18 protein-coding genes are annotated in these 18,442 nt (G+C 62.8%); 2 read left to right on the top strand and 16 right to left on the bottom strand.

What is annotated here, in order from left to right:
- Positions 1-93: 93 nt before the first annotated feature.
- Together SIDU_RS04295 and SIDU_RS04290 are read left to right on the top strand one after the other, a co-directional pair.
- Positions 94-1,767 carry a sensor histidine kinase gene (locus SIDU_RS04295; RefSeq protein WP_013040498.1) on the top strand — a complete coding sequence of 558 codons (1,674 nt, stop codon included), beginning with the start codon at positions 94-96 and terminating at the stop codon, positions 1,765-1,767.
- The gene (locus SIDU_RS04290) at positions 1,764-2,423 is read left to right on the top strand and encodes a response regulator (protein ID WP_007685429.1); all 660 of its coding nucleotides are present in this window, start codon (positions 1,764-1,766) and stop codon (positions 2,421-2,423) included. Before SIDU_RS04295 ends, SIDU_RS04290 begins: the two co-directional genes overlap by 4 nt.
- A gap of 190 nt (positions 2,424-2,613) precedes the next feature.
- Here SIDU_RS04290 and SIDU_RS04285 read toward each other — a convergent pair whose 3' ends face one another.
- The 16 genes from SIDU_RS04285 to SIDU_RS04210 form a co-directional block, all read right to left on the bottom strand.
- Positions 2,614-3,144 (bottom strand): A24 family peptidase, encoded by a 531-nt coding sequence (locus SIDU_RS04285; RefSeq protein ID WP_007685431.1) that lies wholly within the window; start codon positions 3,142-3,144, stop codon positions 2,614-2,616.
- Positions 3,141-3,953: a tetratricopeptide repeat protein gene (locus SIDU_RS04280; protein WP_007685433.1), complete on the bottom strand. Its 813-nt coding sequence runs from the start codon at positions 3,951-3,953 to the stop codon at positions 3,141-3,143. Before SIDU_RS04280 ends, SIDU_RS04285 begins: the two co-directional genes overlap by 4 nt.
- Positions 3,950-4,726 carry a tetratricopeptide repeat protein gene (locus SIDU_RS04275; RefSeq protein WP_007685435.1) on the bottom strand — a complete coding sequence of 259 codons (777 nt, stop codon included), beginning with the start codon at positions 4,724-4,726 and terminating at the stop codon, positions 3,950-3,952. The genes SIDU_RS04280 and SIDU_RS04275 overlap by 4 nt, the downstream gene beginning before the upstream one ends.
- A 19-nt stretch (positions 4,727-4,745) precedes the next feature.
- Entirely contained in the window at positions 4,746-5,714 is a 969-nt protein-coding gene (locus SIDU_RS04270; protein WP_007685437.1) for a type II secretion system F family protein, read from the bottom strand.
- Between the two features lie 4 nt (positions 5,715-5,718).
- Positions 5,719-6,720 carry a type II secretion system F family protein gene (locus SIDU_RS04265; RefSeq protein ID WP_007685439.1) on the bottom strand — a complete coding sequence of 334 codons (1,002 nt, stop codon included), beginning with the start codon at positions 6,718-6,720 and terminating at the stop codon, positions 5,719-5,721.
- On the bottom strand, positions 6,720-8,075 hold the full coding sequence (locus tag SIDU_RS04260; RefSeq protein WP_007685441.1) for a CpaF family protein: 1,356 nt from the start codon (positions 8,073-8,075) through the stop codon (positions 6,720-6,722). Before SIDU_RS04260 ends, SIDU_RS04265 begins: the two co-directional genes overlap by 1 nt.
- Positions 8,075-9,310, bottom strand: coding sequence for an AAA family ATPase (locus tag SIDU_RS04255; RefSeq protein ID WP_007685442.1), 1,236 nt, complete (start codon positions 9,308-9,310; stop codon positions 8,075-8,077). The genes SIDU_RS04260 and SIDU_RS04255 overlap by 1 nt, the downstream gene beginning before the upstream one ends.
- Positions 9,307-9,954: a TadE/TadG family type IV pilus assembly protein gene (locus tag SIDU_RS04250; protein WP_007685444.1), complete on the bottom strand. Its 648-nt coding sequence runs from the start codon at positions 9,952-9,954 to the stop codon at positions 9,307-9,309. Before SIDU_RS04250 ends, SIDU_RS04255 begins: the two co-directional genes overlap by 4 nt.
- The gene (locus SIDU_RS04245) at positions 9,951-10,460 is read right to left on the bottom strand and encodes a TadE family protein (protein WP_007685445.1); all 510 of its coding nucleotides are present in this window, start codon (positions 10,458-10,460) and stop codon (positions 9,951-9,953) included. The genes SIDU_RS04250 and SIDU_RS04245 overlap by 4 nt, the downstream gene beginning before the upstream one ends.
- A 5-nt stretch (positions 10,461-10,465) precedes the next feature.
- Complete coding sequence (locus SIDU_RS04240; RefSeq protein WP_007685447.1) at positions 10,466-12,136, bottom strand: pilus assembly protein TadG-related protein; 1,671 nt, start codon at positions 12,134-12,136, stop codon at positions 10,466-10,468.
- A 22-nt stretch (positions 12,137-12,158) separates the two neighbouring features.
- Positions 12,159-12,428: a hypothetical protein gene (locus tag SIDU_RS04235; protein ID WP_007685449.1), complete on the bottom strand. Its 270-nt coding sequence runs from the start codon at positions 12,426-12,428 to the stop codon at positions 12,159-12,161.
- Positions 12,429-12,442: 14 nt separating this feature from the next.
- Positions 12,443-13,927, bottom strand: coding sequence for a type II and III secretion system protein family protein (locus SIDU_RS04230; protein WP_007685451.1), 1,485 nt, complete (start codon positions 13,925-13,927; stop codon positions 12,443-12,445).
- Between the two features lie 10 nt (positions 13,928-13,937).
- Positions 13,938-14,867: a Flp pilus assembly protein CpaB gene (gene cpaB / locus SIDU_RS04225; RefSeq protein WP_174550387.1), complete on the bottom strand. Its 930-nt coding sequence runs from the start codon at positions 14,865-14,867 to the stop codon at positions 13,938-13,940.
- Positions 14,868-14,942: 75 nt separating this feature from the next.
- Positions 14,943-15,422 carry a Flp family type IVb pilin gene (locus SIDU_RS20330; RefSeq protein ID WP_409349301.1) on the bottom strand — a complete coding sequence of 160 codons (480 nt, stop codon included), beginning with the start codon at positions 15,420-15,422 and terminating at the stop codon, positions 14,943-14,945.
- Between the two features lie 390 nt (positions 15,423-15,812).
- Positions 15,813-16,598: a DUF2569 family protein gene (locus SIDU_RS04215; RefSeq protein ID WP_039979946.1), complete on the bottom strand. Its 786-nt coding sequence runs from the start codon at positions 16,596-16,598 to the stop codon at positions 15,813-15,815.
- Between the two features lie 146 nt (positions 16,599-16,744).
- Positions 16,745-18,400, bottom strand: a complete 1,656-nt coding sequence (locus SIDU_RS04210) for a sensor histidine kinase (protein ID WP_007685363.1) — start codon at positions 18,398-18,400, stop codon at positions 16,745-16,747.
- Between the last annotated feature and the right edge of the window lie 42 nt (positions 18,401-18,442).

Below are 18,442 nucleotides of genomic sequence, written 5' to 3'. Positions count from 1 at the left end.
TCATGCGCACAATTATCGATGGGGACTTGTCGGGGGACAAATTTCGCCATGTATCACATGCCCTTGGCGTCATCTTCCGCGATGGATCGCCTGGTGCTTTGGCTGGGACGTTCGCCGACGCTGGGTTTTGCCATATCCCGCGTCGCCTTTTCGGCTGCCGCGACCTGGCAGGTCGACGCGATGTTCAGCAACGAACCGGATTTCGCCCATACGGCCTTGCTGCTGAAGGCTGCCGTGTGGACGTGGACGGCGATCAGCATCGCGCAGAATTCGCTGACGCCTCCGCTCGGCCTGCTGCTTCGCCCGATTTTCCTGATATTCGACCTGATCGCCTTCCTGACGGTCATCGTGCTGTGCGAACCGTTGCAGATCGCGGCGCTGGGATGCCTGTTCTTCGTCGCATGGTCGGCGTCCGATCGGTTCGGGCGCGGGGCCGTCCTCATCCTGGGGGTGTGCCTGATCTTCGCCTTCATCGCGCGCGGCTATTATGAAAGCTGGGCTTCGGTCCGCCATGTGCCGGCGGTGGACCGCGCCACTGACAGCCTGACCATCGTCATCGGCTGCGTCATCGCGGCGTCGATGTTGAGCATGAACATCCTGGAACGGCGACTGATAAGCTGGTCGGAACGGTTGCAGGGCGTCGGCCTGTCCTTCCAGAAGTCGCTGGCGCAATTCCTGGTCGAGCAGGTCTCCCAATTGATGAACTCCCGCTATTGCGCGTTCGTGTGGGAGATGATGGACGACACCGACGTCCATTGCGAACTGTGCGACGCCGATGGCGTGCGGCATGTCATCCTGCCGCAGAAGCAGATCGACGGCCTGTCGAACGTGACGCCGCGTGAGGCGCCCTTCCTCTATTCGACCCAGTCGCCGCGGCTGTTGCTGCGCAGCCGCCTGGGCATATTGCGGAACGAGCGCGCGGCGGACCTGACCGACAGCATATCGGACGTGTTCGGCCCCGGCCAGGGCGCCAGCATCCACATCCAGGCGGGGGAACTGCGCGGGCGGCTGTTCATCGGAACCAGCCATGGCTGGTCGCCTGCCGTGCTGTTGCGATGCCTGCGCATACAGGAGGGGATCGACCTTTTCCTGGAGCGGCATTTCTTCTTCCTCGCCTGGCGCCAGCGCACCTTCGCCGAGGCGCGCCAGGCGCTGAGCCGCGACCTGCACGACAGCGTGCTCCAGACGCTGGCGGCGCTGCGCGTCCGGCTGGCGACCACGATCCACGGCCTGTCGGACGCCGCCGTTCCGGACCAGTTGACGGAACTCAAGTCGATGGAGGAACTGGTGACGGCGGAACAGGCGCATCTGCGCCGGCTGCTCAGCCAGCAAAGCCCGGTGTCGGCCGAGACCGACGTCGACCTGGGCCGCGAAGTCGAACGCTGCTGCCGCTTCATCGCGCTGCAATGGGCGATCGATTGCCGCCTGCACCTGGTCGAACGCCCCATGACAGTATCGGCGGAAACCGCGGCGGAGATCGAATATCTGATCCGCGAAGCCGCCGCCAATGCGGTCAAGCACGCCAATGCGCGCCACATCACCGTATCCATCGCGCAGGTCGACGATGAAATATTGATCGCGTTGAAGGACAATCCCGGACCGCAGGCGGTCGCCCGCGAAAACTATACCGGCGACTTCGAACTCCAGTCGCAATCGATCATGAAGCGACTGGGCAAGATCGGCGGAACGGCGTATTTTCACAATCTCAGCATGAACTCGCTGATTTCGATCAGATTACCCTCCTCTCTACCAAGGTCTCCCATATGATGGCCCAGATAGCGATAGTCGACGATCATCCGATCTTCCTGGACGGCATGGCCCAGTTCCTGACCTCCCACGGCCATGACATATTATTTTGCGCCCGGTCGGTAGAAGAGGCGCTGGAACGGATGCAGGCGGAGGAACCGGACCTGCTGATCCTGGACGTCAGCATGAAAAGCGGCGGCGGCCTGGCGATCCTGTCAGCCATAAGGGGCAGCGGCAGCACGGTGCCGGTCATCTTCATGACCGTGCATATCCGCCCGGAACAGACGCTGGAAGCGATCAAGCTGGGCGTCGACGGCGTCGTGCTGAAGGACAGCGACCCCAACGAACTGCTGAGCTGCATCCAGCAGGTCATGAGCGGCAACAAGAGCATCGCCCCCTTCGTCATGGAACAGGCGCTGGTGCACAGCATTTCCGCGCCCGCCAGCGAGGCCAATGCGCTTGCGGCGCTGACGGAACGGGAATTGGAGATCGCCGGTCTGATCCGCGCAGGCCTTCGCAACCGGGAGATAGCGAGCCGGTGCGGGCTGACAGAAGGCACGGTGAAGGTGCACCTGCACAGCATCTTCCAGAAGCTCAACATCAAGTCGCGCTCCGAACTGATCATCATGATGATGTCGATGGACAGCGAAATGCCCGCCATGGGGGTGGAGCATTAAAGGGGCTGTGGTGGATGATGGTTGGAAGCGGACGTTCCCCTGTTCGTCACCCCGGACCCTTCGACAAGCTCAGGACAGGCTTGATCGGGGGTTCCGCTTTTCCCTCTACACTGCACCTCGTCCAAGGCAGCGGGACCCCGGGTCAAGCCCGGCGTGACGGTGGGGCAAACTGGCCGAAATCAAGACAGCCTTATCTCTGGCGCAGGCCTTGGACGAAATCGGGCATATGGGCGATTCCGCTGGGATTCGGCCCGGCCATATAGAGCGCCATGATCGTCCCCAGCGCGATCGCAACGCCGTAGGGGATCGGCCCCTTCTTGTCGAACAGCGCGATGGACGAGCCTTCCCGCACGCTTTGCGGCACCAGCCGCCGGCCGGCCATCAGCACCAGCGCCAGCACGCCGCCGCCGACCGTGACATAGACCAGCCACGGAACCGCGCCCGCCCAGTCGAACCACAGCGCGCAGGCGCTCATCAGCTTGACGTCGCCGCCGCCCATGGCGCGCATGGCGAACAGGCCGCATCCAAGTGCAAACATGCCCAGGAAAACGGTGCCGTTACGCCAGATGTCATTTTCCCACCCCACCACAGCGACCCAGGCCGCATAAAGCCCGATGACCAACAGGGGGAAGATATTGGATATGCGCAGCCGGGCCATATCCTCCACCGCCGCCGCGACTAGGACAAGCGAAACGGCAAGCAGAACCAGATCCTTCATCATTTCCCCGCAGCCTTCATGCTGTCCAGCGCGGCCGCGGCTTCGGGCACGAAGCTGTCGGCCTCGCTCACGGCGCGGCTGAGATAGGCCTGCGCCTTCGGCAGATCGCCCATCCGCATCGCCGCCTGTCCGGCATTGCTGAGCCGGCGCGCCCATTCGTCGGCGGTGTCGGCGGGCCGGCGGCTGATGTCCCGTCCCGCCATGACATAGGCCGTGTCGCCGTTGGCGATGATCCGCGCATCGTCCGGGGCGCTTTCGCGCGCCTTGTCGAAGATCGTCGCGGCCTTGCCGGCCTTGCCCTGCTTGAGCAGCGACAGTCCGTAATTGTTGAGAACCTGGGAAGGCTTGTCGGTGAGCTGGAACGCCCGCTCATAAGCGGCGCTGCTGAGCGCCCAGGACTCCGCCTGGTCATAGGCCACGCCGAGCGCGTTCCACGAGCGCCAGCGCCCCGCGCAATCGGCCACGGCCCGGCGCAGCGGCTCCAGCGCCTCCTGCGCGCGGCCGAGGCGCAGCAGCGCGATCCCCCTGCCCTCCCCGACGCGGCAGTCCCTGAGGCCGCCTTGCTCCAGCGCGGCGAAACGCGCCAGCGCTTCCTCATCGCGCCGCTTTTCCAGCGCCATGCGCGCATCCGCCATTTCCATCGCCTGCCGGTCGTCCGGTTGCGCGGCGGCGCGCCACTGGCCCAGCATCGCTTGCGCCTGGATGATCCGCCCGCCGTCCATGGCCTCTTCCACCAGCCGCGCATAATCCAGCGAAGACGGCATCGCCCCGGCGGTCGGCGCGGCGGTCGCCAGAAGCAGCGCCCAGATCATCCCCGCGTCCCCTTCCGGGCGGGCCGCGCCATGCTTTTCCACAGCCGTTCGAACAGCCCGTCATGAGCGGGCCTTGTTTCTTCGCCCGCCGCAAATTCCGGCGGAGCCTTCGCATCCGGCGTGCCGACGGTGATGATCGGCGCCATCAGTTCGGGCCGGGCCTGCGTTTCGGCCACGGTGACGATCCGGGTTGTCAGTTGCGGATTGGCGCGGGGCGCGGACGCCCCCGCCTCCATCGTCCGCAACCGCACCTCGCCCAGCGAAACGCGCTCCAGTTCCATCCCGGCCATCGGCGCCGGGCGCCCGGCCGGAACGGCCGACGCCAGTTGCGCCAAGGTCGGGCGAGCGGTGACGGGCGCGCCCGCCGACGCTCCGCCCGACTGGGCGAGCAGCGCGTCGGCTTCGCCCTTCAGGCCTTGCGCCGACAGGCTCCGCGCGAAGTTGCGGGCGATGCGCGCATCCTCCGGCGCGCGCGACAGCGCCAGTTCGAAAAACTCCCGCGCCAGATCGTGCCGCCCCATGGCCGCATAGCTGATCGCGACGCCGTTCAGGCCATGCGCGTCGGTCGGATCGTTGCGCACGGCGCGGCGGAAGGCGTCCAGCGCCAGCGCATATTCCCCCCGCGAAAACAAGAGGTCGCCCCGCACCAGCGCATCCTGCGCCGGCGCGGCGGGCTGCCGATCGACCGGCCTGATCGAAAGCACGCCCTTTTGCGGCCCGCTGCACGCGGTCGTCGCAATGATGAGAGCGACTGCCACTGCCCCTTTGTTCATGGTCCCCCTCCCCCTTTTCCTAACGAGTCATGACCGGCAGGATGTCGCGCACCACCCGCACCACCGCCGGCAGCATCAGCACGCCGATCATCACCGGCAGCATGCAGGCGACCAGCGGCACCGACAGCAGCACCGGCAGGCGATGCGCCTTCTCCTCGGCGCGCATCCGCCGCTTCTCCCGCATTTCCGAGGCGTAGACGCGCAGGGTCTGCCCGACGCTCGATCCCAGTTGATCGGACTGGATCAGCAGCGTCGCGAAGGAGCGTATCTCATCCACGTCGACATCGTCGGCCATGCGCCGCAAGGCGTCCTGCCGGCTGCGCCCCGCGCGCAGTTCCAGAACGACCTTGCCCAGCGCCGCCGACACCAGCGGATGGGACAGCGCCAGTTCCCGGCCGACGCGATCCATCGCAGCCTCCAGGCCCAGGCCCGCCTCGACGCAGACCAGCATCAGGTCCAGCGCATCGGGAAAGCCGTGGACGATTTCTTCCTGCCGCCGCGAAGCCTTGGCCGAAATAAAGAGGTTGGGCATGTAAAGCCCCAGGACCGCCAGCAGCGATGCGACCATATAGAGGGTGAGCGCAGTGGGCGGTTCCGGATTGCCGAGCGATGTGATCACGAATATCGCGGGCAGGGCAAAGGTCAGCACAAGGCGAAAGAGAGTGAACAGCTTTGGCGCTTCCGGCGACATGTAGCCGGCCGCGATCAGGCGCCGGCGCAGGTCCACATTGTTCGTGTCGACCAGCGAAACCCCCATCTTCTCGATGCGGTCGACCAGCTTCTTCCACTCGCTGCTGTTGCGTTCGCCGCGCAGCGTCTGGCTGCCATTCTGGGACGCCCCGCTTTCTCCCACCAGGTCGAGCCGGCTGCGCACCCGCGCGTTGCGCATCACGACTTCCGACAGGCCGAAGACCAGCGCGACGATGGCGATGAACAGAAAGCCGAGAATGAACGGCCGCAACTGGATCAAGAACGCGGAATTCAGCATCGCATCATACCTTCAGGTCGACCATGCGGCGTATCGTGAAGAAGCCGATCAGGTAGAGGACGATCAAGCCGACAAAGCCGATGATGAACATGCTGTCCTGCGCGACGTCCAGATAAAAGGCCGGATTGACCAGGAACAGGCCGACAAAGGCCAGGATCGGCAAGGCGGTTAGCATCACCGCCGTCATCCGCCCTTCGGAACTGAGCGCCCGGACCTTCATGAACAGGCTCGCCCGCTCGCGGATCACGGTCGAAAGATTTTCGAGGATCTCCGCAAGATTGCCCCCCGTCTCGCTCTGCACCGACAGGGAGATGACGAACATGTGCATCTCGTTCATGTCCCATCGTTCGGCCATGCGCTGCAACGCGTCGCGCAGGTCGGCGCCATAGGTGACTTCATCGACGACGATGCCGAATTCGCTGCCGATCGGATCGCGCATCTCCTTGGTCAAAAGGTCCAGCGCGGCGGCAATGGGATGCCCGGCGCGCAGGCCGCGGACGAAGGTGTCCAGCGCCACGGGAAACTGCTCCTCCATCTTCTTGCGCCGCCGCTGGGCGAGGCGCGTCAGCACCATCATCGGCAACGCAATGCCCAGCGCGCCCGCAAAGGCCAGCGCCATCACGAACATCCCCGCCGTCAGGGCATAGCCCGCCGCCATGCCGCCCACCATCACCAGCAGGAACAGCGCGCTCGTCGCGATCAGCATCAGCGTCAGCACCGTGCGCGCCGGGAAGGTCAGCCCGGCGCCGTGCAGCACCCGCATCACCCCCAGCCCCGCCCGCCCGAACAGGGAGGAACGGTCGAAGCTCACCGCCTCGTCGCTCCGCCGCAGCTTGGAAAGGACCGTGCTGCGCTCGAAACCCGCGGCGATCATCTTCAACCGTCGGTTCACCACGCGATCGGTCGTGGCGCGGGCGCGAAGCCAGCCTGCAATGCCCTCGATCGTCAGGATCACCGCCGCGAACAGCAGGACGAGGACGAAGACGCGGATGTAGAGCGGGTTCATCAGTGGATCACCGCATCGGGACGGAACAGTTCGGCCGGCAGGGCGATGCCCCGGTCGGCCAGTTCCCCCATGAATTTGGGCCGGATGCCGGTCGCCTCGAAATGGCCGCGCACCATGTTGTTCTCATCGCGGCCGGTCATCTTGAAGCGGAAGATTTCCTGCATGGTGATGACCTCCCCCTCCATGCCGGTGATTTCCGACAGGCTGAGCAGGCGGCGGCGCCCGTCGGCAAGGCGCCCCACCTGCACGATCACGTTCAGCGCCGAAGCGATCTGGGCGCGGGCGGAACGCGGCGAAATGTCGATGCCGCTCATGCCGATCATCTGCTCCACGCGGGACAGCGCGTCGCGCGGCGTGTTGGCGTGCACGGTCGTCATCGATCCGTCATGGCCGGTGTTCATCGCCTGGAGCATGTCGAACGCCTCCCCGGCGCGGACTTCGCCGACGATGATGCGGTCGGGCCGCATGCGCAGCGCATTCTTCACCAGGTCGCGCTGCGTGACTTCTCCCTTGCCCTCGATATTGGGGGGACGGGTTTCCAGCCGCGCGACGTGGCGCTGCTGCAATTGCAGTTCGGCCGAATCCTCGATGGTGACGATGCGCTCATGCTCGTCGATGGCGGCGGACATGGCGTTGAGCAGGGTCGTCTTGCCCGAACCCGTGCCGCCGGAAATCAGCACGTTGCGCCGCGCCGCCACCACCGCGGAGAGAACCTGCGCCATCGGCGCGGGCACGCTGCCCAGTTCGGTGAGGCGCGCCATGCTGATCGGCACCTTGGCGAACTTGCGGATGGAAAGCAGCGAGCCGTCGATGGCCAGCGGCGGCACCACCGCGTTGACGCGGGAGCCGTCGGCCAGGCGCGCGTCGACGAAGGGCGAGGATTCATCGATCCGCCGTCCCACCGCCGCGACGATCTTCTGGATGATGCGCAGCAGGTGCTTTTCATCCTTGAAGCGGGTCGCCGTTTCGACCAGCCGTCCATTGCGCTCCACGAACACGACCTTGTGCCCGTTCACCAATATGTCGGTGATGCTGTGGTCCTTCAGCAACGGCTCCAGCGGACCCAGGCCCAGCAGTTCGTCCAATATGTCGGACACCAGCCGGCGGCGCTCCTCCAGATTGAGGGCATGCTTCTGAAGCGCGAGCTGTTCGTGGACGATCTCGCCCACTTCGGCCTCCACCTGCGCCCGCGACATGCTTTCCAGCGCGGAAAGATTGATGATGTCGATCAGCTTCTGGTGCAGCGCGACCTTGAGTTCGGTGTGCCGGTCCTCCTCCAGAAGCGCGGCTTGGGTCTCGATCGGCCCCACTTCGTCGCGGGGGTCGCCTCGTTCGCCTTTTCGGATCTGCCACATCAGCCCTTCTCCGCCTGACGTTCGGCCTCGGCCGCCTGGGTGCAGCAATCGACGATGTCCTGCATGTCCTTGCAGATGCGGCTGCGCGCCTTCAGTTCCTGGATCAGCACGCCCTGGTCCAGCGCGGAACTGACCAGCGGGAAGTCGTTGGCGATGCTGAGCTTCACAGGGTGGTCCAGCGCCGCCGCCGCATCCTCCAGGCCGATGGCGCGAAAAAATTTCTTTTCCACGCGATTGGCGACGACATGAATGCGCGCAGGATCGATGTCCTGGTCGCGCAGCAGCGAAATCTGGCGCCGCGCCTGGCGCAGGCTGGCGATGGTGAGTTCGCACACCAGGAAAATGACCTGGGAACGCGCCACCAGAGACATCGACCAGTTGGTCCAGTTGCCCGGCAGGTCCAGATAGATCGTATCGAAACCGCGCTGCGCCAGTTCGACGATGCGGAAGACCTGGTCGGCGTTCACCGCCTCGATCGGCATGATCTCCGCCGGCGCGGTCACGACCCTGAGGCCGGTGGAGGTTTCCACGGTGACGGTCCGCAACAGCTCATTGTCGACGCGGCTGCCCGCGTTGAGCAGGTCCGCCAATGTCAGGGGCGAGGAAATCCCCAGGAAGGTGCCGGCATTGCCGAACTGTATGTCGAAGTCGAACAGGCAGACTTCGCCGCCGCCCTGCTTTTTTGAGCGGGCGTGAAGACTCGCCGCCTGCGTCGCGATGGTCGTCGCGCCGACGCCGCCGACGCTTTTAATGATGGAAACGATCTGGCCGGTCCTGACGTCGTCCTGGCGGCTGGCCGCGATGCGGCTGCGCAGATCGTCCAATATCGCCGCAAGGTCATGGGCGCGCAGCGGCAGTTCGATGACGTCGTTGATCCCGCTGCGCAGCAGGGCGCGCACGACCGCGATCTGCGCATCGCGCACCGCCGCCACCAGCATCAGCTTCGGATTGGCGGCGCGCAACCCGGCGAGCCGCGCCATGGACGCGTCATTGTCGGGCTGAACCTCTATGATGATCGCTTTGGCATCGGCGGCCAGTTGCGGCGGCACGGGCGCGCCGGCGGCGAGCATGGAGAGGGTGAGCGACTGGCCGGTCAGGCGGTCCCCCAATATGTCGGACGCCTGCACCTCCTGCTCCGACAGGATGAGATGAAGGCCCTCATCCCCGATATTGAGGGTCCAGCTCTCGGCGGGTTCCGCTGCGTTCGTCACGATGCCCACGATCTTGTCCCTCAATTTGCCACCGTACCCTGGCCGTCTTCCATGGTGAGAGCGGCGCTGAAACCGGGTAGGGTGATGGAGCCTCTGAAAAGCATTAAAAGCAGCGGCCGGAAGGTAAGCTGTTTCAACGAAACCTTCACCAGCGGCGAAACGTCCGATCCGTTAGGATCGCCGGCATAGCCCAATCCCGAATAGTCATAATCGATGGTGACATTGGCGGAACCGATTTCCGGCATGAACAGCCGCATTCGATTAACGATATTGTTGAACGCCGTCAGCGCGCTGGCTTGGTCGCTATTGCTAGTGCCGACCAAATTGGCGGGACAAGTCGCGCCAGTCTTACAGGAACAACTTACCGCGCCGGCGTTGATCAAGCAGGATGCGCCGCCAAAGGCACTTTCCGGGACGGGGTCGCCCTGCGTGATCGTGCTGCCGTTGACGAAGCTGTAGGAGTAGAGCCCATTGGGAACCATGTCGGCTGCTATCGCATAGCGCACACCCATCTGCGTCGCCTTTTCTGCGCGATTCCATGTCCACATCAACCGACCGACGTCAATGATCCCCAACAGAAAAATGAGCAGCAACGGCAGCACAAGCGCGAATTCGGCAGCCGAGGACGCACGCGTATTCCGAACAAGGGAGGCGAGCCAGCGCTTCATATTCCTTGCACCGTTGCTTCGGACTCGGAGACCAAGTTCAGGGTGGAACTGGTAAAACCAAGGTTGTTGAACAAAGACCTATAAGGAACGACGGCGGATACCTTTATTCTGGGAACGTTCGACATCCCCTTGTAGATACCTGAATAATTTCCTCCGCTGATCGCCGTGCAGTTAAGCGTCACGGTTACAGTCGTGGCAGCGGTCCAATTAGTCAGTCGCGCCGTGCCTCCATTCGCAATCTGTCCGGTACGGGTGATATTGCGCGTTTTGTCCACTACGTCGCTGGCTACGCTATTCGGGCAGGAAAAGTCCGTGAACGCTCGACGCGCTGCGTATCGCGCACCATCGCGCACCGCCTTCGCGACGACATGCTCGCTCAAAAAATAATTGCCCAGCTCGAAAGAACCGAACATCAATATGATCAGGAACGGCATTATCAGCGCCATTTCAGCGGCAGCGGCGGCCCTGTTGGTTGCAAGAAGGCGAGAGAGCAAGGCGATAATCATGGCTGTCACTCGATCAAATAGGGGACAGCGCGCTGCGTAACCTGACTGGCTGTCGCACCTCCTCCACCCAAAGTCGTTTCGCCAATGACTTCGGCATAGACATCGTTTGCATCTGTCCTTGCACGATTGAGAGATGGCTCGACCAGGAAAAGTTCGATCCACTTCTTGACCGGGTAAACGGTTCCACCGCCACCATGCACATTATAGGCATTGCAGTTGATCACGGCCGCAGAAATTCTGCGACGATCTACCGTACTGCCACCGGGCACCAGTCCCGATCCATATCCCTGAAGAGGGGAGCAGATGGGGGCATCATAATCTTCCGATGACGGCGAGGAACTGGTCGTGCGCGTCGACAAAATGACTTTGCCGCCAATGGTTTCGCCGCGATGCTGTATTTCCCAATTATACACCTGATAGCGCGTAGGATTGGATGGGAGAGGATTGGTAGCTGTACTTGTGTAAACAGGCCAATCGGCACTGCCCCAATTATAATTCACGTAAAAATACGCGTTTCTATCCCAATTCCCATCACCGACTTTGCCCGCGCTACAAGACCCCGCTGTGGAGACGGCATGACATTTATCCCGTGGATAGCCCATGGCCTGCGGCATATTTGCCAAAGCAAGATCAGCTGTGGGGGATGATGGCGAATATTCCGGGGAAGGCAATTCCCATTCATTGTTGGCGAACCCGCATTTGTTCGCGCTACCGGGAGCATTTTTGCGAACGACATCCTTCACCGTATTGATGGAAGGAGGGCAAAGACCGCCGCTGGGACAGGAAGCGTTATTGCCATTCCCGTTATTTCCGGTGCCGCTCTCCGCATTATTGTTGGCCCGTTCATAAATGTCGAACCGGGTATTAATCGCCTGCGTCACAGTCGTACCTGCACCAGTACGCGTTTTAACGCCTTCCAAGCTGGAACAGTCGCCAGGCACAGAAATCCAACCGAGCGCTTCGCGCAATTCCACATTGGGGTTCGAGGTCGATGAACCAGTATCGAGATAGCCAAAATTGCCCGGCGCCCAGGCGCTGTTACCATTGCCGACCGCGACCAGTTTGAGCCCTTTGCCTATCCGGTTGGCAACTACGAAATCATAATCCACATCGGTGTTGCCAATCGGCTCATCCGGGTTGCAAATCATCACCGGCGGCACCTTGCAAATGGCTTCCCCCAATCCGGCATAAGCCGTGGCCGATAAAGGACCGGAGGAAAACATCGCGACGACAGGCGTCAACGCAAAACGAGCCGTGCGAGAATTGACCGTAACCTCTACGAAATTGACATCCGCATCGGCGAGCGTTCCAGTATCACTCCGATCCTTATTCTTGTAGAATTTGATGAAGCCCGTCCGGTCGCATGTGGCCTCATTCGCTACCGTGATTGCGAGACCGCTGGCATTGCCATCATTGGCAAAACGGGCATCATTTCGTATCAGGGCGCTCGCCGCGTTCGCGGCGCGGCTGCAGGCGCCCGTTTTACCGTCAAGCTGCGTCGCCGCCGCAAGCGCAGCCTGATCCGCCGCATTCTGCAACTCGGAATCCAGACTCGCCATCCGCGCATAGTCGAAAGCGATACCCCCCACGGCGATCAATCCGAAAAGCGACAGCGCAACCGTGGGCGCCACCGCACCGCCGGTCGACTGCAACAGGCCTTTCCGAATGCGGGGCATGGGATCACTTCGCCTCCTTCGATCAATTGCCGCCGCTGCCGCCACCGCTGGAGCCGCTCGTCGTGCGGATCGACTGCGGTTTCTTCACCTTGTCGGTGCGATAGCGTTCCACAGCCGCGGCCGAGCGCTGGCCATCACCGCCCTCGACCAACGCGCCTTCATATTGCGGATCAGGATTGATCACCTGCATCGCGTAATTGCTGCGCACCGCGCCGCCGAAAGTCGGGTCGTTCGCCGTGCAGCCCGCCAGCAGCGGCAACATCAGGGCGCTTCCAATATAAGCAACGCGCATCGTCAGCCTCCTGCTCACAATTCATATCCGCTGGGCGTCTTGCCCGAAGCGGGCGCTTCCTTCGCCGGAGCGGGCGCTTTTTTCGGCGCTTCGGGCGGCATCGCATCGGGGTTCAGCGGGTTGATGCCCACCGCCTTGTCGGTCCGTCCCATCAGGAACAGGTCAAGCTCATGCGGCGGCTTCACCCGGTCGGTGGGCAAGGCAACATCCTCCGCCCGCATCGGCTTCACCAGACGCGGGGTCACGATGATGACCAGTTCGGTCTCGCTCTTCTGGAAACCGCTCGAACGGAACAGCGCGCCAATGATCGGGATGGAACCCAAAATCGGGAATTGCCGCACCGTGTCCTGAAAATCCTTGCGCAGCAGTCCCGCCAGAGCAAAGGATTGCCCATCACGCAATTCCAGCGTCGAACTGGCCCGACGCGTTTGCAGCCCCGGAATGGTGAGGCCGTTGATCGTCACCGACGCCGAAGGGTCGATGGAACTGACCTCCGGTTCCACCACCAGGTTGATGATGCCGTCTTCCAGCACTGTCGGCGTAAAGCCCAGGCTGACACCGAAAGGCTTGAACTCGACAGTGATGGCATTTGTACCGCCACCGCCACCGCCACCGCCGCCACCACCGCTATTGCTCTGAGCGACTGGGATGGGAAATTCGCCACCCGCCAGGAAGGAAGCCGTCTCGCCCGAAAGCGCGATCAGCGTCGGCTCCGCCAATGTGGTGGCCAACCCTTTGCGTTCCAGCGCATCGAGCGCGGACGCAATATTCAGACCGGCAAATTCCGTAAGACGGCCAAGAACGCCCGCACCATTGGTCAGGGGCGCAAGATCTACTGTACCCCCTGAAACTATAGCGGCAGCCCCTTTTGATCCCACATCGCCGATACCGCCAACGAATTTACCGCTATCATTCACGAAGCTGTGATTGATATTCAACTGCTTGGCGGCGCTGCGTGTCATTTCGGAGAAGCGCACCTCCAGCATCACCTGCTGCGCCGCGCCGACCGACATCATGTTGACGACCTTGTCCCCGGCATAGGTCTTGGCGATCTGCACCGCCCGGTCGACCGCCGCCGCGCTGGACACGGTGCCGGTCAGCACCACCGCGTCATTGGATATGCGGGCGCCAATGGGCTGACCGGGCAGCAGGTCGGACAATTGCCGCTTCAGCGTCACGACGTCCGGCCCGACAGCCACGTCGACCACCGCGATCATCATGTTGCGGCTGTCGTAGAGGGTCAGGCTGGTCGTGCCCATCTTCTTGCCCAGCACATAGACCGAACGGTTGGTCATGGGCAGGACATCGGCGATTTCCGCATTGCCGACCAGCGCTTTGGCGAAGGGCCGGTCGACCGTCAGCACCTGGCTCTTGTTGAGCGGCACGTCGAGTTGACCGGCATGATTGGCGTTGCTGACATTGAGGGAGGCGACCTGCGCCTGCGCCTGCATCGGCAGCAGCGACGCCCCGGCGCCAAGCGCCAGCAGGGACGCCAGCATGGGCAAGGACTTAGCGGGAACCATAGCGCTTCACCTCATAGCTGGTGCCGGTCGTGCCGCGCACGATTTCGACCGATGCGGTTGACGGCAGGGCGTTCATGTTCTTCGGCACGGCGCGGCGCGCAGGGCGGAAGGCGGAGGCGGGACGCGGCGGCAGATAGGCCATGTCGGCGAAACGGGCGCGGGGGCCGGCATAGCCGCCAACATAGGCGCCGTCGCGCAGATCCTCTATCCCCACGGTCTGCACCGCCGGATTGGGCTTGTCGGTCAGGTTGCGCAGGACCAGCGTGAGTTGCCCCACCTGCTGGGCCAGGACCAGCTTCTGCGCGTCGACCTGGTTGACCTCCAGCGTGGCGGTCTTGCCGACGGCCGGGTCTTTCGACGTGTCGTTGGCGTTCTGGTCGATGGCTATGACGCGGGTGCCTTGCAACAGAACATCGGTAATCTGCTGGCTGGCGCCGCCCATCGGGTCCTGAAGCGTGCGCGTCACGAAGACGTCGACCGTATCGCCGGGAAGCACGAAGCCGCCCGCGGCGGCCACATCGCTGACGCGGACGGCGACGGCGCGCATTTCCGGGGCGAGCACCGCCGACATGGTGGCGCGCCCTCCTTCTCCGGAGAGCTTGGAGGCCAGGATCGGCTCGCCCGGCTCGATCTGTCGGAGAACCACGCGGCCCTTGCCGAGCGAGGTCAGTTGGATGGGATCACGGAAAGCGCCGGGCGGCACGGAATTGGCGGGCCAGTCGACCACGCGGATTTTCTCGGCCGTGACCGCCGATCCGAAGGGCAGCGGGACGGTCGCCACTACGACCTTTGCCATTCCGCCTTCCGGTGGCGGCACCTTTTCAGCACGGCTCAGATAGGAGTTGGCGACGAAAACTGCTGCAAGGCCCAGCAATATTGCGAGGCCAAGGACTATAAGAGATCTGCGCTGCCCCACGACAACTCCCCCCGGAATTGTTTTAATCGATGAAAACTGGCCAGCATATATGCTGGCCAGTATCTAATCCATTATTTAAGGAGTAGCAGCCGCAACTCCACACGCGGTGCTTGCCGCGCTCGAACTATTTGCTGCAATGCAATCTTTGGCCTTGTTCATCGAACCGCTGATCGCACCACCCAAATTCCATGCAGCGACCGCAATACCGGTGCCAACAATCGCCAGGATCAGCGCATATTCAGCAGCCGAAGCGCCGCTCTGGTCATTCCACAGCTTCTTGAAAAAAGTCATGTCTTTCACCCCTATTTCGCCGGTAACCATTGCCGGCCGCTCTTGCTCAGCTCTACGGTAGGGGCCTGTCCACCTCGCGACCCCGGCGGCGGTTATCGTTCCGATCGCCAGGTAGTTGGCAGTTCCCGTAGAACTTGGGGTCAAATTGAAGCAAAGCCGATGCAAGTCAACATGGTAAAAAATACGTATATTTTCCAGTGACTTATGGCTATTTTTTGTTAACCTTTTCCGGAAACCAATATTGTTACCATAAGTAAACGACATTGATTTTAAGTATATCTTTGGATATATGACTTTAGAAAATAACAACTTATATTATATTTTACTCCGATTCTGATTTTCATCTACATTTTCGTTTCAAAATAAAATTCCCAGTAACATGAATAATTCTGGGTTTTTATTTCAATCAAACGAAGAGCCTTCATAGAATAATCCCACGTCTGTTTGGACGAATGATTGGAAAGCGGAAGGGGAATTGCCTGAATGGCTAACACCTTCGTACTAGACTGTTCGGATCGCGGAAAACGGACGACTTGAGCCGGAAAAACCGCTGGCGGCACGGTTCGCCGCGAATCAGGTGCGAATCATCGACAGAAGCTCGGCGCAATTCAGCCGCTTACAAATGTCCCATTTCGGGAAAAACGCAAGCCCGCTTTAATGCGCACTGACGCGCTGGCGGAAGGTGACGTTCACCCGTTCCGACAGCAGCAGATAGGGCAGCCAGATGGCGGCGCTGATCAGCACCTTCTTCACATTGCCCGTCAGCATGTTCAGCAACGCGGCATCCACGCCATGGGGCACATTGTCGATCCCGGCGACCAGATGCGCGATGCTGATCTGCGCCAGCAGATCGATGCCCCATACCATTACCAGGAAGCGCGGAAAGAGCGGCGCCAGTCGCAGCGCCATGGCGAAGGCGAACATGTAGAGGCTGGACAGGATCACCACGTCCGCCAGCATCACGCTGTACAGACCGACGAACCACGGCGGCGAGTAGCTGCCCAGAGCGGGAATGGAGCCGAGAAATTCCAGCGTGCGCACCGGCACGTTCAGCGCGATCCCCACCAGCAGCGACGCCATCACGCCATAGAGGCCGAATTGCGACATCTCCCGCGCCTTCAGGCAGTCCACCTTGCGCCAGCGCCCGACCTGCGCCAGCCGAAAGGCAGGCTGGGCATGGATGCGCCCGGCCGGAAACAGCTTCAATCCCAGCAGCAGCGACCCGACGGGCGCGCCGACGACCAGCAGATAGGGCAGCAGGCCCATCCCGCTTCCCCAGGGCGTTCCGCTGTAGGGCGTCGCGGGAAAGGCCAAGCGAAGGCCGCAGGCGAAGGCGGCGGCCATGATCCAGATGGCGACGATCCGCTCCAGATTGACCTGCATCGACAGCACGACGGCCACGCTCTTGCGGTAGAGACGGTCCCTCACCATTCGCACCATGGAACCGGACCTCCTCCGAACGCCGAACCTCTCCGCGACTATCCGCGATGTTGGTAAACGCCAGGTAAATGCGCGGCCTGGGGAAAAGTTCTACGGCGCCGAAGGGATATGGCGAGCCATCGGAAAAGATAAAGTCCGGCCGCCCCTCACTTGCGCGGAACGGTGATGCGGATGGTCGTGCGCCCGCCGATATTCTGGAGGAACACCTCCCCGCCCAACATCTGTATCCGCCGCATCAGCGACCGCGAAGGCACCGCCCCGCTCGACCCCAGCCGCGCCATGTTGGGGACGCCGTCGTCGCTGACCTGGAGGGCGATGCGGTTGCCGTCCGGCTCCAGCGCGAAATTCACCATGGTCGCCCCCGCATGGCGCACCGCATTGGCGACGATCTCCCGCACGGCGAAGCTCAGTTCCCGGCCGATCAGCGCGCTGGTCGCGCAATTGCCGTCCTCCACCTTCAACTCGCAGCCTATGCCCCATTGCTCCCCCAGGGAGCGCACCACCATCGCCAGCGTTTCGGGCAGATAGGCGAAATCCTCCTCATCGGCTTCCGGATTGATGATCCAGCGGATCGTGGCGATCTGGTCCTTTGCGATGCGGTCGACATTCTGGATCACGGCGCGCGGCTCAACCTGCCGCCCGCCCAGCAGCGGCGCGATCTGGAAACGGATGCTGGCCAGCGCCTGCAGGACGCTGTCGTGCAGTTCGCGCTGCAACCGTTCCCGCTCCCGCGCGCCGGCGATGACATGGGCAAGGTCCAGGCTGTTGCGGACGGTAAGTTCCTCGCACGCGCTTTCGAAGACCCGCTGGGCGATGGCGACGCGGTCCTCATGGCAGGGATCGCCCAGGCGGGCCGCTCCCACCGCCTCGAAAGTCCCGATGGTCACCCTGACGGTCAGCAGCGTTTCGGCGTCCAGCAGCGACGTCCATGCCCGGCCGCCCGCGGACAATGGCCGCAGCACGGCTATTCCATCGGCCGACAGGGAAATCGACGCATGTCTCGTCCGGTCATGCCAGCCGGTCTCCGCCGTCAGCAGGTTGCCGAAACCCACTGACGGCATTTCCTGCGCCGCGCTGCTGGCGAAGCGCGGGGGTTCATGGCTGGCAAGGCGGAACAGCACCGCAACCCCCTGCCCGCCGGTCGCAAGCCGCAGGGCATGGAGCAGGAACGGGCCGTGATCCCCGCCGGCGGGCGGCAGCTCGCCCTCCAGCAAGCGCCGGTCCCGTTCGAATTCCAGCAGCGTTTCCCGGCGCGGTCCCAGCAACACGCCGGTCACCAGGATCGCCACCGCCAGAAAGCAGGCGCGAAGCACGATCCGCTCCGCTTCGGGTTCCGAAGGCAGGGAAATGATCTGGTCGGCCCATGTGGTGCCGACCGCCACCAACCCGGCCATCAGGGCGACCAGCAGGTGCAGCCGCCGCCGCACGATCAACGCCACTTCGATGGCCACGAAGAAGCTGCCGGAAAAATAGGGGCTGTTGGACGGGTTGGTGACGACCAGCAGCGCCAGGAACAGCAGCGTGTCCAGATAGATGACCGGCCGCCTGATCCGCATGTCCGTCACCCAGGAACGCGACGACAGGAACACCGCGGCCAGCGCCAGCAACAGCATGAGCAGGATCAGCGCATGCTCCGCGATCTCCGCCCAGTAGCGGGCGCTGGAGAAGCCGAAGCTCACCACGGCATAGATGACGGCCAGCAACAGCCGGGTGAAATTGAGCGTCTGCCAGGGGCGCAGGGCCGACAGCGTCCGCGCGTCCCACCAGCTCAAGCGCATCGCGATTTCGCCCGGCCCATTCATCGCGTGACGCACATCCTTCATCCGGCCCGATGCATATTGTCT

It is taken from the genome of Sphingobium indicum B90A, from assembly GCF_000264945.2.
In the GTDB taxonomy this organism is placed as follows: Bacteria; Pseudomonadota; Alphaproteobacteria; order Sphingomonadales; family Sphingomonadaceae; genus Sphingobium; species Sphingobium indicum.
The sequence above is the reverse complement of the archived record's forward strand: the minus strand, read 5'-3'. Positions and strand labels throughout refer to the sequence as shown.

Bases quoted from the DNA above. Each gene is read 5' to 3' on its own strand.
- SIDU_RS04290 (WP_007685429.1), top strand. From the start codon at position 1,764: ATGATGGCCCAGATAGCGATAGTCGACGATCATCCGATCTTCCTGGAC.
- SIDU_RS04285 (WP_007685431.1), bottom strand. From the start codon at position 3,144: ATGATGAAGGATCTGGTTCTGCTTGCCGTTTCGCTTGTCCTAGTCGCG.
- SIDU_RS04280 (WP_007685433.1), bottom strand. From the start codon at position 3,953: ATGATCTGGGCGCTGCTTCTGGCGACCGCCGCGCCGACCGCCGGGGCG.
- SIDU_RS04275 (WP_007685435.1), bottom strand. From the start codon at position 4,726: ATGAACAAAGGGGCAGTGGCAGTCGCTCTCATCATTGCGACGACCGCG.
- SIDU_RS04270 (WP_007685437.1), bottom strand. From the start codon at position 5,714: ATGCTGAATTCCGCGTTCTTGATCCAGTTGCGGCCGTTCATTCTCGGC.
- SIDU_RS04265 (WP_007685439.1), bottom strand. From the start codon at position 6,720: ATGAACCCGCTCTACATCCGCGTCTTCGTCCTCGTCCTGCTGTTCGCG.
- SIDU_RS04260 (WP_007685441.1), bottom strand. From the start codon at position 8,075: ATGTGGCAGATCCGAAAAGGCGAACGAGGCGACCCCCGCGACGAAGTG.
- SIDU_RS04250 (WP_007685444.1), bottom strand. From the start codon at position 9,954: ATGAAGCGCTGGCTCGCCTCCCTTGTTCGGAATACGCGTGCGTCCTCG.
- SIDU_RS04245 (WP_007685445.1), bottom strand. From the start codon at position 10,460: ATGATTATCGCCTTGCTCTCTCGCCTTCTTGCAACCAACAGGGCCGCC.
- SIDU_RS04240 (WP_007685447.1), bottom strand. From the start codon at position 12,136: ATGCCCCGCATTCGGAAAGGCCTGTTGCAGTCGACCGGCGGTGCGGTG.
- SIDU_RS04235 (WP_007685449.1), bottom strand. From the start codon at position 12,428: ATGCGCGTTGCTTATATTGGAAGCGCCCTGATGTTGCCGCTGCTGGCG.
- SIDU_RS04230 (WP_007685451.1), bottom strand. From the start codon at position 13,927: ATGCTGGCGTCCCTGCTGGCGCTTGGCGCCGGGGCGTCGCTGCTGCCG.
- SIDU_RS20330 (WP_409349301.1), bottom strand. From the start codon at position 15,422: ATGTCGTTTACTTATGGTAACAATATTGGTTTCCGGAAAAGGTTAACA.
- SIDU_RS04215 (WP_039979946.1), bottom strand. From the start codon at position 16,598: ATGGTGCGAATGGTGAGGGACCGTCTCTACCGCAAGAGCGTGGCCGTC.
- SIDU_RS04210 (WP_007685363.1), bottom strand. From the start codon at position 18,400: ATGAATGGGCCGGGCGAAATCGCGATGCGCTTGAGCTGGTGGGACGCG.